Annotated in this window: 8 protein-coding genes; 5 read left to right on the top strand and 3 right to left on the bottom strand. The window is 49.4% G+C overall.

Annotation, left to right across the window (positions count from 1 at the left end):
* Window positions 1-4 precede the first annotated feature (4 nt).
* The 5 genes from rplL (at window position 5) to E4T81_RS01040 (ending at window position 10,380) form a co-directional block, all read left to right on the top strand.
* The gene (gene rplL, locus E4T81_RS01060; protein ID WP_135040686.1) at window positions 5-379 is read left to right on the top strand and encodes a 50S ribosomal protein L7/L12; all 375 of its coding nucleotides are present in this window, start codon (window positions 5-7) and stop codon (window positions 377-379) included.
* 104 nt (window positions 380-483) lie between these two features.
* Window positions 484-4,296: a DNA-directed RNA polymerase subunit beta gene (gene rpoB, locus E4T81_RS01055; RefSeq protein WP_135040684.1), complete on the top strand. Its 3,813-nt coding sequence runs from the start codon at window positions 484-486 to the stop codon at window positions 4,294-4,296.
* Window positions 4,297-4,329: 33 nt separating this feature from the next.
* Window positions 4,330-8,616 (top strand): DNA-directed RNA polymerase subunit beta', encoded by a 4,287-nt coding sequence (rpoC, locus tag E4T81_RS01050; RefSeq protein ID WP_135040682.1) that lies wholly within the window; start codon window positions 4,330-4,332, stop codon window positions 8,614-8,616.
* Between the two features lie 144 nt (window positions 8,617-8,760).
* Window positions 8,761-9,258, top strand: a complete 498-nt coding sequence (locus E4T81_RS01045; RefSeq protein WP_167761555.1) for a PepSY-like domain-containing protein — start codon at window positions 8,761-8,763, stop codon at window positions 9,256-9,258.
* Between the two features lie 36 nt (window positions 9,259-9,294).
* Entirely contained in the window at window positions 9,295-10,380 is a 1,086-nt protein-coding gene (locus tag E4T81_RS01040) for a hypothetical protein (RefSeq protein ID WP_135040678.1), read from the top strand.
* Here E4T81_RS01040 and trxA read toward each other — a convergent pair.
* The 3 genes from trxA to E4T81_RS01025 all read right to left on the bottom strand — a co-directional run bounded on the left by trxA (window position 10,339) and on the right by E4T81_RS01025 (window position 13,474).
* Window positions 10,339-10,818, bottom strand: coding sequence for a thioredoxin (gene trxA / locus E4T81_RS01035; protein WP_135040676.1), 480 nt, complete (start codon window positions 10,816-10,818; stop codon window positions 10,339-10,341). The genes E4T81_RS01040 and trxA overlap by 42 nt on opposite strands.
* Before the next feature lie 79 nt (window positions 10,819-10,897).
* The gene (locus tag E4T81_RS01030; RefSeq protein ID WP_135040674.1) at window positions 10,898-11,833 is read right to left on the bottom strand and encodes a malate dehydrogenase; all 936 of its coding nucleotides are present in this window, start codon (window positions 11,831-11,833) and stop codon (window positions 10,898-10,900) included.
* A 168-nt stretch (window positions 11,834-12,001) separates the two neighbouring features.
* Window positions 12,002-13,474 carry a T9SS type A sorting domain-containing protein gene (locus tag E4T81_RS01025; RefSeq protein ID WP_135040672.1) on the bottom strand — a complete coding sequence of 491 codons (1,473 nt, stop codon included), beginning with the start codon at window positions 13,472-13,474 and terminating at the stop codon, window positions 12,002-12,004.
* Window positions 13,475-13,689 lie beyond the last annotated feature (215 nt).

Below are 13,689 nucleotides of genomic sequence, written 5' to 3'. Positions count from 1 at the left end.
AAAAATGGCAGATTTAAAAGCTTTTGCAGAACAATTAGTTAACCTCTCAGTAAAAGAAGTAAACGAACTTGCTCAGATCCTTAAAGATGAGTATGGCATCGAGCCCGCAGCAGCAGCTGTTGCTGTAGCAGCAGGTCCCGCAGCAGGTGCACCCGCAGCTGAAGAGAAGACTTCATTTGACGTTATCCTCAAGTCAGCTGGCGCAAGCAAGCTTGCAGTCGTTAAGCTCGTTAAGGAACTTACCGGTCTTGGCTTGAAGGAAGCTAAGGAACTCGTTGACGGTGCTCCCGGCGTAGTTAAGGAAGGTCTTGCCAAGGCTGATGCTGAAGGCCTCAAGAAGCAGTTGGAAGAAGCTGGCGCTGAAGTTGAACTTAAATAATATTGCCTGTTAACCAGGTAATTAGGTTAAGAATCATTTTTTGTGATGATTCTTAACCTTTTTGTGCTATAATTTAAGTTGAGTTCCCCTTAACATTTTTTTTAATGTCAGTTTCATCTTCTAAACCCCGTATAAATTTTGCCTCGGTAAAGAATCCGCTTCCTTACCCTGACTTCCTCGAGGTGCAGCTCAAGTCATTCCAGGATTTCCTACAGCTTGACACTCCTCCGGAAAAAAGAAATAATGAGGGCCTTTACAAGGTGTTTGCGGAAAATTTCCCCATTGTGGACACCCGCAACAACTATGTACTTGAGTTCTTGGATTATTACATCGATCCGCCGCGTTACACAATCGAGGAGTGTCTCGAGCGCGGACTCACCTACAGTGTGCCCCTCAAAGCTAAACTAAAGCTCTATTGTACCGACCCCGATCATGAGGATTTCGAACCGAAGATCCAGGATGTATACCTGGGTCCGATTCCTTATATGACTGCTCAAGGCACTTTTGTCATCAATGGTGCCGAGCGTGTCGTGGTGTCTCAGCTTCACCGTTCACCCGGTGTGTTCTTCGGTCAGAGCACTCATGCCAACGGTACGAAACTGTACTCTGCACGTATCATTCCTTTCCGTGGCTCATGGATAGAATTTGCTACTGACATTAATAACGTCATGTATGCCTATATCGACCGTAAGAAGAAGCTCCCTGTTACAACGCTTCTCCGTGCGATTGGTTTGGAAAGTGACAAGGATATAATCGAGATTTTCGGTCTTGCCGAGGAAATCAAGGTCAACAAGACCAACCTGAAGAAAGCTGTTGGCAGAAAACTTGCAGCCCGTGTCCTGAAGACCTGGGTAGAGGACTTCGTAGACGAAGATACCGGCGAGGTTGTGTCAATCGAGCGTAACAATGTGGTAATCGACCGTGAGACTGTGCTTGAGGAAGAGCACATCGACGAGATTATCGAATCAGGCGCGCAGACTGTGTTGCTTCACAAGGAAGATGCAAATACCAGCGACTACTCGATTATTTTCAACACTCTGCAAAAAGATACCTCCAACTCTGAGAAGGAGGCAATCCAATATATATACAGGCAGCTGCGCAACGCGGAGCCGCCGGATGACGCGTCGGCACGCGAGGTCATAACCAACCTTTTCTTCTCGGAAAAGCGTTACGACCTTGGCGAGGTGGGCCGTTATCGTATCAATAAGAAGCTTGATCTTGGTACTTCTATGGATGTCAAGGTCCTTACCAAGGAAGACATCATCGCCATTATCAAGTATCTTATCGAGCTTATCAATTCGAAGACTGACGTGGATGATATCGACCACTTGAGCAACCGTCGTGTGCGTACAGTGGGCGAGCAGCTCTACAATCAGTTTGGCGTGGGTCTTGCCCGTATGTCACGTACCATACGTGAGCGTATGAACGTCCGTGACAACGAGGACTTCACTCCTATCGACCTTATCAACGCGAAGACAATTTCGTCGGTTATCAATACATTCTTTGGTACAAATGCGTTGTCTCAGTTCATGGACCAGACCAACCCCCTTGCGGAAATGACCCACAAGCGCCGTATGTCGGCACTTGGCCCCGGCGGTCTTTCTCGTGAGCGTGCCGGCTTCGAGGTTCGTGACGTTCACTATACCCATTACGGACGTCTTTGTCCGATTGAGACTCCTGAAGGTCCTAACATCGGTCTTATCTCTTCACTCTGCGTATATGCCAAAATCAATGATCTCGGATTTATCGAGACTCCCTACCGCAAGGTTGACGATGGCAAGGTAAATATCAATAACGATGAAATCGTATATCTTACCGCTGAGGTTGAAGAGGGTCAGGTGATTGCCCAGGGTAACGCGCCCCTTAATCCCGACGGAAGCTTTGTGCGTGACCGCGTGAAGGCGCGTCTTGACGCCGACTTCCCGATTGTGGCTCCGGGTGAGGTTAACCTGATGGATGTGTCGCCGACTCAGATCGCTTCTATCGCTGCGTCACTTATCCCGTTCCTTGAGCATGATGACGCTAACCGTGCGTTGATGGGATCTAACATGATGCGCCAGGCAGTGCCGTTGCTTCGTTCAGAGGCTCCTATCGTAGGTACCGGTCTGGAAGGACAGCTTATCCGCGATTCACGCACGCAGATTACTGCCGAGGGTGACGGTGTGATTGAGTTTGTCGATGCAAAGGTTATCCGCATCCGTTATGACCGCACCGAGGACGAGGAATTTGTAGCGTTTGAGGATGCTGTAAAAGAATACCACATACCTAAGTTCCGCAAGACCAACCAGAGCACTACTATCGACCTTCGTCCTATTTGTGAAAAGGGTCAGCGTGTTACTTTCGGTCAGATTCTCACCGAGGGTTACTCTACCGAAAATGGCGAGCTTGCGCTTGGTCGCAACCTGAAAGTTGCGTTCATGCCCTGGAAGGGTTACAACTATGAGGATGCTATCGTGCTTAATGAGCGCGTCGTGCGCGAGGATATACTTACCTCTGTTCATGTCGACGAGTATTCTCTTGAAGTGCGCGAGACAAAGCGCGGTATGGAAGAGTTGACAAGCGATATTCCTAATGTCAGCGAAGACGCTACCAAGGATCTTGACGAGCGCGGTATCATACGCGTCGGTGCCCATGTAGCTCCCGGTGACATCATGATAGGTAAGATCACGCCTAAGGGCGAGTCAGACCCCACCCCCGAAGAGAAGCTTCTCCGCGCTATTTTCGGCGACAAGGCCGGTGATGTAAAGGATGCTTCATTGAAGGCTACCCCGTCACTGAAGGGTGTGGTAATCGGTACCAACCTCTTCTCCCGTGCAGCTAAAAAGAAGAAGACAAAGAGTGCCAATGCTCAGCTTCCCAAGCTTGACGAGGAGTATGAGGTTAAGCAGGGCGAGCTGAAGGATATTCTTATCAACAAGCTCATGGTGCTTACCGAGGGCAAGACTTCACAGGGCGTGAAAGACTTCCTCGGGGCCGACATTATCGCCAAGGGTGCCAAGTTTACCCCCGGAGCGTTGAAGGATATCGACTTTGACACCGTGAATCTGTCTAAGTGGACCGCCGATGCCCATGCTAATGAGCTTATCCGCGCCACTATTGTAAATTACTTGCGCAAGTCTAAGGAAATCGATGCCGAGCTGCGCCGTAAGAAGTTTGACATCTCAATCGGTGACGAGCTTCCCTCCGGTATCATGCAGATGGCTAAGGTCTATGTGGCAAAGAAGCGTAAGATCAGCGTAGGTGACAAGATGGCGGGCCGTCACGGTAACAAGGGTATCGTGTCGCGTATCGTGCGTCAGGAAGACATGCCCTTCCTTGCCGACGGTACTCCTGTTGACATCTGTCTTAACCCGCTTGGTGTGCCTTCTCGTATGAACCTTGGTCAGATATTCGAGACAGTTCTCGGATGGTCGGGTGCTATTCTTGACGAGAAGTTTGCTACTCCGATTTTCGACGGAGCGAGCCTCGATGACCTTAACGAGTGGACTGACAAGGCAGGTCTTCCCCGATATGGAAAGACTTACCTCTATGATGGAGGTACAGGCGAGCGATTTGACCAGCCGGCGACCGTAGGTATCATCTACATGCTTAAACTCGGTCACATGGTCGAGGACAAGATGCATGCCCGTTCAATCGGTCCGTACTCGCTTATCACTCAGCAACCTCTCGGTGGTAAGGCTCAGTTTGGTGGTCAGCGTTTCGGAGAGATGGAAGTTTGGGCGCTCGAAGCATTCGGCGCATCCCACATCCTCCAGGAGATTCTTACCATCAAGAGTGATGATGTCAACGGCCGCAGCAAGGCTTACGAGGCAATCGTCAAGGGCGAGCCTATGCCGCAGGCAGGTATCCCCGAGTCACTCAACGTGTTGCTCCATGAGCTTCGCGGTCTCGGCTTGAGCATCAACCTTGAGCAATAATCATTCACAAGACAAAGATAGGTAAATACATATATGGCTTTTAGAAAAGACAATAAGACAAAAACCGGTTTTTCCAAAATCTCTATCGGGCTTGCTTCGCCCGAGGAGATTCTGGAGAAGTCAAGCGGTGAGGTACTCAAGCCTGAGACCATCAACTACCGCACCTACAAGCCCGAGCGCGACGGTCTCTTCTGTGAGAAGATATTCGGTCCGGTAAAGGACTATGAATGTCACTGCGGAAAGTATAAGCGCATCCGCTACAAGGGCATCGTGTGCGACCGTTGTGGTGTGATGGTGACTGAAAAGAAGGTGCGTCGTGAACGCATGGGTCACATCAAGCTTGTCGTTCCCGTGGCACACATCTGGTATTTCCGTTCGTTACCCAACAAGATTGGTTATCTGCTCGGATTGCCCTCTAAGAAGCTTGACGCTGTAATATACTACGAGCGTTACGTAGTGATTCAGCCGGGAGCTGCCGAGGGTGTGCAGGCGCTTGATCTTCTTACCGAAGAAGAATACTTCGATATCCTTGACAAGCTTCCCCAGGGAAACCAGCAGCTTGAGGATACCGACCCCAATAAATTTATCGCTAAGATGGGTGCAGAGGCAGTCTATGACCTCCTTACTCGTCTTGACCTTGACTCCCTCTCTTACGAGCTGCGCCACCGTGCCAATACCGACGGCTCGCAGCAGCGTAAGACCGAGGCGCTCAAGCGTCTACAGATTGTAGAGTCGTTCCGCGCATCGCGTCACCGTAACAAGCCCGAGTGGATGATTTTGCAGGCAGTGCCTGTAATCCCGCCGGAGCTGCGTCCGCTTGTGCCTCTTGACGGCGGTCGTTTCGCCACCTCCGACCTCAATGACCTCTACCGTCGTGTAATCATCCGTAACAATCGTCTGAAACGTCTTATCGAGATTAAGGCGCCTGAAGTGATTCTCCGCAACGAAAAGCGTATGCTTCAGGAAGCGGTAGACTCTCTGCTTGACAACTCACGCAAGTCGTCGGCTGTCAAGACTGAGGCAAACCGTCCGTTGAAATCTCTTTCCGACTCTCTCAAGGGTAAGCAGGGACGTTTCCGTCAGAACCTCCTCGGTAAGCGTGTCGACTATTCCGCACGTTCGGTTATCGTTGTCGGTCCTGAGCTGAAGATGCATGAGTGCGGTATTCCCAAAAACATGGCTGCCGAGCTTTACAAGCCCTTTGTCATACGTAAGCTTATCGAGCGTGGTATCGTCAAGACCGTTAAGTCGGCAAAGAAAATAGTTGACCGAAAGGAGCCTGTCGTATGGGACATCCTTGAGCACGTCATGAAGGGTCATCCCGTGTTGCTTAACCGTGCCCCGACACTTCACCGTCTCGGTATACAGGCGTTCCAGCCCAAGATGATCGAGGGTAAGGCAATCCAGCTGCATCCGCTTGCATGTACGGCATTCAACGCCGACTTCGACGGTGACCAGATGGCAGTTCACCTCCCCCTTGGCAACGAGGCTGTGCTTGAGGCGCAGATGCTTATGCTCGGTGCCCACAACATCCTTAACCCGGCAAACGGTGCGCCTATCACTGTGCCTTCGCAGGACATGGTACTCGGTCTTTACTACATCACCAAGCTACGCAAGGGCGACAAGGGTGAAGGCTCCAAGTTCTATGGACCGGAGGAAGCCCAGATTGCCTACAATGAAGGCAAGGTGACTCTCCACGCTCCTGTATCGGTAGTCGTTGACGACATTGATGAAAACGGTAATGCCATACAGCATCTTGTAGAGAATACTTCTGTTGGACGTATACTCGTCAACCAGTTTGTGCCGAAGGAAATCGGTTATGTCAACCAGATACTTTCCAAGAAGTCGCTCCGCGACATCATCGGTAAGGTTATCAACACTTGCGGTGTGACCCGTTCGGCCCAGTTCCTTGACGACATCAAGAACCTCGGTTACTACATGGCGTTCAAGGGAGGTCTTTCGTTCAACCTCGGTGACGTATTGATTCCCGAGGAGAAGGAGAAACTCGTCGCTGAGGGTAACGAGCAGGTTCAAGAGGTGTTGAACAACTACTCTATGGGTTTCATCACCAATAACGAGCGTTACAACCAGATTATCGATATATGGACTCACGTGAACTCACGTCTTACCGATATCCTCATGAAGCACATGACTGCTGCCAACCAGGGCTTCAACTCTGTCTTCATGATGCTTGATTCCGGTGCCCGTGGTTCTAAGGACCAGATTCGTCAGCTTGCCGGTATGCGTGGTCTTATGGCTAAACCGCAGAAAGCAGGTGCTGAGGGAGGTCAGATTATCGAGAACCCGATTCTTGCCAACTTCAAGGAGGGTCTTTCGGTGCTTGAGTACTTCATCTCTACCCACGGTGCCCGTAAGGGTCTTGCCGATACCGCATTGAAGACCGCCGACGCCGGTTATCTTACCCGTCGTCTTGTCGATGTGGCTCATGACGTTATTATACATGAAGAGGATTGTGGCACACTCCGCGGTCTTGTATGTACTGAAATCAAGAACAACGAAGAGGTTGTCGCTTCTCTTGCAGAGCGTATTCTCGGACGTGTTTCTGTTCATGACATCATCGATCCTATTTCCGGAGAGATTATTGTCGCTTCAGGAGAGGAAATCGACGAAGTTGCCGCCAACCGCATCAATGAGTCACCGATTGAGTCGGTTGAGATCCGTTCAGTGCTTACCTGCGAGTCCAAGAAGGGTGTATGTGCCAAGTGTTACGGCCGCAATCTTTCCAACAATCTCATTGTTCAGAAGGGTGAGGCTGTCGGCGTGATTGCCGCCCAGTCAATCGGTGAGCCGGGTACCCAGCTTACACTTCGTACATTCCACGTCGGTGGTGTGGCATCAAATATCGCTGCCGTGTCTACTATCACCTCTCGCTATGAGGGTACGCTCGAAATCGAAGAGTTGCGTACTGTCGAAACCGAGGAGAAGGGTCCTGACGGACAGCCCGTACAGGTTGTGATAGGTCGTCTTGCGGAGATGCGTATTATCGACCCCAACACCAAGATGATGCTTACCAACGCCAACATTCCTTACGGTTCTAAACTGTATTATCCTAACGGCGCTACATTGAAGAAAGGTGATGTCATCTGTGAATGGGACCCCTTCAATGCCGTTATTATTTCGGAAGTCGCCGGTAAGATTCAGTTCCAGAACCTTATCGAGAATGTGACTTACCGCGTGGATTATGACGAGCAGACCGGTCTTGAGGACAAGATTATCATCGAGTCAAAGGATCGTACACGTGTTCCGGAAGCCAATATCGTTGATGCCAACGGTCAGGTGCTCAAGACTTATGCTCTTCCCGTGGGCGCTCACCTTATGGTAGATGACGGTGCCGATGTCAAGGCCGGCGATGTATTTGTCAAGATTCCTCGCTCGGCAGGTAATGCCGGTGACATCACCGGTGGTCTGCCCCGTGTCACTGAGCTGTTTGAAGCGCGCAATCCGTCTAATCCCGCCATTGTGTCGGAAATCGACGGTGAGGTTAAGTTCGGCAAGGTTAAGCGTGGTAACCGTGAGATTTCAGTTACCTCCAAGCTTGGTGAAATCAAGAAGTATCTCGTTCCGTTGTCCAAGCAGATTCTTGTACAGGAAAACGACTATGTGCGTGCCGGTACTCCGCTTTCCGACGGTGCGATTACTCCCGCCGATATTCTTAACATCATGGGACCGACTGCCGTGCAGGAATATATCGTGAACGAAGTTCAGGATGTGTACCGCATGCAGGGTGTGAAAATCAATGACAAGCACTTTGAGGTGATTGTACGCCAGATGATGCGTAAGGTGAATATCCTTGATCCGGGCGACACTTGCTTCCTTGAGCAGCAGGTTGTCGACAAGCGCGAGTTCATGGACGAGAACGACCGCATCTGGGGCAAGAAAGTGGTTGTTGACGCCGGCGACAGCGAGACTTTGAAGCCGGGTCAGATAATAACCGCCCGCAAGCTCCGTGACGAGAACTCAGCTCTGAAGCGTCGTGACCTCAAGACTGTCACTGTACGTGACGCTGTTCCTGCAACGTCAGAACAGATTCTGCAAGGTATCACGCGTGCGGCTCTCCAGACTTCAAGCTTCATGTCGGCTGCATCATTCCAGGAAACAACCAAGGTGCTCAACGAAGCTGCCATCAACGGTAAGACCGATTACCTCGAGGGCATGAAGGAAAATGTAATCTGTGGTCATCTGATACCTGCCGGTACGGGTCTCCGTGAGTACAACAATCTTGTTGTTGCCGGAAAAGATGATATAGATTCAGTGTTTGACTCCGCCGATGTTATCGACGTGGCTCACACCGAGCAGTAAATAATAAGAAAAAATTCACTTGATATAGCGGGACGGCATCTGATGCCGTCCCGCTTTTTAGTATACTGCTGCCGAACATTTGAGCCGGTGACCTTGTTTATCGTTTACAAAAATTATTTATTAACATTAGATATAGAAGATACTATGAAGAAGTTGCAGCTGATTTTACCATTGCTGCTGATGGCGGCGGCAGCAGGTTGTGGCGATGACGATGATGACCGTCCAGTCGTGGCAGACAAGGTTTTTGATACGGCGCTTAACGCAAAGTACCCCGGTGCCTCCAATGTAAAGTGGGAGCGGGAGGGATCTTATATGGTAGCTGATTTTTATTATCAGAGTTTTGACATGGAAGCATGGTTTGCCGGCGATGGCGACTGGCGACAGTCAGAGACCGACTATGGCCCGAATATCCAGGTGCTTCCGACAGAAGTGCAGACAGCCTTTGCCGCAAGCGAATATGCATCCTGGAGCGTTGATGACGCCTACCGTTATGACCGCCCCGACATGACATTTTATGTAATCGACATAGAAAAGGTCAACTCACGTGACCTTCAGGTGTTTTATAAACCTGACGGTACATTGATTCAGGCTATTCCCGATATCGCTGACATCACACCAGACACCCCGATTCCGTCAGTGTAATTGTCAGGTTGCTTTAAAATCCTTATATTTGCCGGTATGAAAGAGACAAGGACTTTTATATCGGCATTTTTTATGTTATGCTGCGTTGCGGCGATCGCGTGTACGTCGGCTATTGTCGGAGGACATCTTACCCCCGACGGCCGACCGTTGCTATGGAAACACAGGGACACAGGGACTGAACATAATTTTGTGGCGCGTGTGAAGTCGGCGATTCCAGGAGATGCCGATTATGTGGCTCTCTTCAATGCCGGCGACTCGTTGCTGCGTGAGGCATGGACCGGCATCAACAGCAATGGATTTGCAATAATGAATACGGCGTCTTATAATCTTGTGCCTGACACCGCGAGTTACCGTGACATGGAAGGTTTCGTAATGTCGCAGGCATTGAAGCGCTGCCGCTCGGTCGATGATTTCGCCTCTCTTCTTGATTCGTTGCCCAAGCCCCTTGGAGTGCAGGCTAATTTCGGCGTAATTGACGCTCAGGGCAACGGAGCTTATTTTGAGACCGATGACTACGGATATGTCAGGTTTGACCTCGCGGATGCTCCCGAAGGATATATGATACGCACAAATTATTCATGTTCAGGCGACACATTGTCGTGTGGCTACGGCTATATACGCTTGCGCAACGCATATGACCTGCTGCAACCTCACGTCAAAGACTCGACCGTATCCCCTGAAGTGCTCACTGAAGAGTTGTCGAAAAGTTTCTACCATTCGCTTATCGGCAGAGATATGCTCAAGGGTTCCGACATGTGGATTATAGACCAAGATTTCATTCCGCGTTACTCGTCAAGCGCGTCGGTGGTGACTGACGGAGAGGTGATGTGGACTGTCATCGGCTATCCGCCCTGTTCCTACGCGCTGCCTGTGACTCTTGAAAGTATTCCGGCATCTCTTGCCGCCGATCCGGTGACGGGGCGCAGCGCCCTGTGTGACACAGTCGTGGCGCGCAAGCACGAAGTGTTTCCTATAAAACGCGGAAGCGGACAGCACTATATCGATGCTGTCCGCCTTAAAACTTATCGCGACTCGTGTCGAAATGTCAGTCTGCGCAATTATAATGTCTGCCGCGGTCGGTTATCTCGGAGCGATTTTGGGCTCGGTAGAGGGCATGATTGACTCTACGTTGGCAATCATTTCTTCCTCGGTCATAAATCCTACACTCCTGTTTATCACTCCCTGTGTGTCAACGAAAAGCAGGGTGGGGATTGAGCTTACGCCATATTGCTTTGCTATGCCGGGGCATTTGTCCACGTTAACAGAGATGAATCTTACCTGACCTTTGTACTTGTCGGCTACCTTATGGAATATCGGTGACAGTTCCTTGCATGGCGGACACCAGTCAGCCCAGAAGTCGACTACAACGGGAGCCGGCATTGCGCCTCCGAATTCAAGGATGTCGTCGGGACCCAGCACAATCGGTTCACCGCTTGCCTGTGCCATCTCTTCTTGTAATTTTTCTTCTCCCTGCGCCTCCTTTTGTGCGGCGTTGTTTCCACAGGAAATCATCCACATACCGCATGCGGCAACTGTGGCTAAGAGTAATATTTTCTTCATATTTATGAATTGGATAATATAAACAAGGTGTTCCGCTTATAGGAACACCTTGAATTGCATTATGGTTCAGTGACGTTTATCAGAGTGATGCTGCAAGCGCGCCGTTGGTCTTGCGCACAGCTTCTGCGCTCTTTGCAAAGAGAGCCTTTTCTTCTTCGTTAAGCTTGACATCGATGATTTTCTCGATACCGTTCTTTCCAAGAAGACAAGGAACGCCGATGCAGATGTCGGTTTCGCCATATTCTCCTTCTACGAGAGCAGAGCAGGGGATGATGCGCTTCTGGTCGTGAAGCACTGCTGCTACTACTGCTGCCGAAGCCGCACCGGGAGCATACCATGCTGAAGTGCCGAGAAGAGAAGTAAGGGTAGCACCGCCTACCATTGTGTCAGCCGCTACCTTATCAAGGGTTTCCTTGTCAAGAAGCTGAGTTGCGGGGATGCCGCGGTAAGTAGCGTAGCGGGTAAGAGGAATCATGGTGGTGTCACCGTGTCCGCCTATTACCATACCCTCGATTTCGTTGGGGTTGGCATTCAGAGCGACGCTGAGGAAATATTTGAAGCGTGAGCTGTCAAGCGCGCCACCCATACCGATGATGCGGTTTTTGGGAAGACCCGATACCTTGTGGATAAGGTAGGTCATTGTATCCATGGGGTTTGATACACACAGGATGATTGCGTCAGGTGAATACTTGAGCACATTGTCGGTCACTGACTTTACGATGCCGGCATTAACGCCGATAAGCTCCTCGCGGGTCATACCGGGCTTGCGGGGTATACCTGAAGTGATTACCACTACATCGCTGCCTGCGGTCTTCTCATAGTCGTTGGTAACACCGGTCATGCGGGTGTTGATAGTAAGAAGATTGGCGGTCTGCATGATGTCCATGGTTTTGCCCTCGGCAAGACCTTCCTTGATGTCGATCAATACTACCTCGTCGGCGATGTTGTTTGTCACCAATACATTTGCACAGGTTGCACCTACGTTGCCTGCGCCTACAACAGTTACTTTTGACATACTTAAATTGGTTTATTGTGGTTGAATATTTTTTTACTCTTATTCTTCTGCAAAAATACGGAAATATTTCCTTATTTTGAAAACTTTAACCAAATTTTAGTATATCGGAAAACAAACAGGGGGATGCTCTGTGCATCCCCCTGCGTTCAGTCATGTATATCGTTCTGATTATTTGGCAAATTTCAATGTCTTTACTCCTGCCTCGCAGCTTACCGAGGCTACATATACACCGCCTGCAAGTGATGACAGGTCAATGTCAAAAGAGCCGTTGCCGCTCGTGGAGATTACATTTATGCCGGTAGCCGAATAAACCTTGACAGAGGCTTCTCCGGGAGCTGCCACGTTCAGGCAATTGTCATTGACAGAGCAGCTGATTGCCTGAGAGGAGATAGCTTGGTCTACGCCTGCGCTGATTTTCACGAATTCACTTGACACTATTTTATCAATCGGCATGAAGTCTTCGGCGTCAAAATCATATTCTGAAGTGATCGCTTCAAGTGTCTCACCGTTTTCACCATAGGTGTAATCGTAGTTTATCTGTCCTATCAGCTCGTCGTAGTCTCCTTCAAAGAATTTGCTTATCTCGCTTGTGATATTGCCGTGGTCGTCACAGATTATCTCGTAGCTTTCTCCCTCCGACACTGTGTTTTCAGGGTCATCGTCGTAGCTGTACTCTGCTATTGTGCGCTCGATATAGCTGCCGTTGTCATCGGTGTGGGTAAGAGACATTGTTTCAGTCATTGTCATCCCGTCTTCACTGTAAGTGGAGGTGATTATGTAGTCTTTTTCGTTGGGATATTCCGCCTGTAGCGCGGCTGCTTCCTCCCCGCCATCGCTTATTTGGGCACTTTTGATTTTGTTTTCGCCTGAGAAAAGACGCGAGAAGTCGGTAGTGGCAATCTGTCCGTCACATGATTCCCATACGATTTCTTGAAGCTTGGTTCCTTCTTTCCAGAAGTATTCTGCAGTGTTATAGTCGTAATCAAGGTTCTGTACTGTCCAGGTGTCGGGCTCTTTCTTCCCGTCAGGATATGTCATGACGGTTTTTACGGTTGTGTCATACGCGTTATTAAACAGCACCATTACATTGTAGGCGGTTATATTATTGTCGCTGTTGCGTGTTACCTCAAATTTGTTGCCATATATTATGTCCCAGTCACTTCCGGAATAGTAAAATCCTTCATTGAGGGTCATGAGGTTGTGCAATACGGGGTCGTTGTATTCTCTCGAACGTTTTTCGCCCTGAGTCCAATTGACGCCATCCTCACTTATGGAAGTGACTTCGGAGATGCAGTTGTCATATTTGTCATATGTATATTCTGTGCGCATCAGTGTCCCTTCTTCAGCTTCCTCACGGGTGATTGAGGTGATATTTCCGTGAGAATCGTAGGCAAGGGTGACATTCATGTCGAGTATCCATTCACCGTCCTCATACATGTATATTGCCTGCTTTGTCGGTTTTAACAAGTTTCCCGCAGCCGCTTTTCGTAGCGATGATAGCAGTGTAGTTTGCCTTGTCTCTTTGGTTATTGATGTTTTCTGCTTAGCCTGCAAAAAGCTGTGAGCCGGCTTTTCTGCCGATATTGACGGGGCTGCAAGCATGGCGCTTGCAATAATGATTGGAGTAAAATACTTCTTCATACGCAAAGTGATAAATTTAAGTGATAAGATGCTTAATTATTATTAATGTATAGCAAAGTTAAGCTTTAATCGTTGAATTTCAAAACCGGATGTTATATTTCTCTGTTTAAATGGTCTTTTCTTCCTGTTTTTTTCCTTAGCTATAACGCCTATCTCTCTGACTGATACAGTAGCGTGTTATTATGACGCTACTGTAAATTCGGTTGTTGAAAATC

It is taken from the genome of Barnesiella sp. WM24, from assembly GCF_004570975.1.
Taxonomy (GTDB): Bacteria; Bacteroidota; Bacteroidia; order Bacteroidales; family Muribaculaceae; genus Muribaculum.
This window is presented reverse-complemented; position numbering and strand designations above follow the sequence as displayed.

What these genes read in the sequence shown, in the direction of transcription:
- E4T81_RS01040 (WP_135040678.1), top strand. Translation starts at nt 9,295, where the DNA reads ATGAAAGAGACAAGGACTTTTATATCGGCATTTTTTATGTTATGCTGC.
- rpoC (WP_135040682.1), top strand. Translation starts at nt 4,330, where the DNA reads ATGGCTTTTAGAAAAGACAATAAGACAAAAACCGGTTTTTCCAAAATC.
- rpoB (WP_135040684.1), top strand. Translation starts at nt 484, where the DNA reads ATGTCAGTTTCATCTTCTAAACCCCGTATAAATTTTGCCTCGGTAAAG.
- E4T81_RS01025 (WP_135040672.1), bottom strand. Translation starts at nt 13,474, where the DNA reads ATGAAGAAGTATTTTACTCCAATCATTATTGCAAGCGCCATGCTTGCA.
- trxA (WP_135040676.1), bottom strand. Translation starts at nt 10,818, where the DNA reads ATGAAGAAAATATTACTCTTAGCCACAGTTGCCGCATGCGGTATGTGG.
- rplL (WP_135040686.1), top strand. Translation starts at nt 5, where the DNA reads ATGGCAGATTTAAAAGCTTTTGCAGAACAATTAGTTAACCTCTCAGTA.
- E4T81_RS01030 (WP_135040674.1), bottom strand. Translation starts at nt 11,833, where the DNA reads ATGTCAAAAGTAACTGTTGTAGGCGCAGGCAACGTAGGTGCAACCTGT.
- E4T81_RS01045 (WP_167761555.1), top strand. Translation starts at nt 8,761, where the DNA reads ATGAAGAAGTTGCAGCTGATTTTACCATTGCTGCTGATGGCGGCGGCA.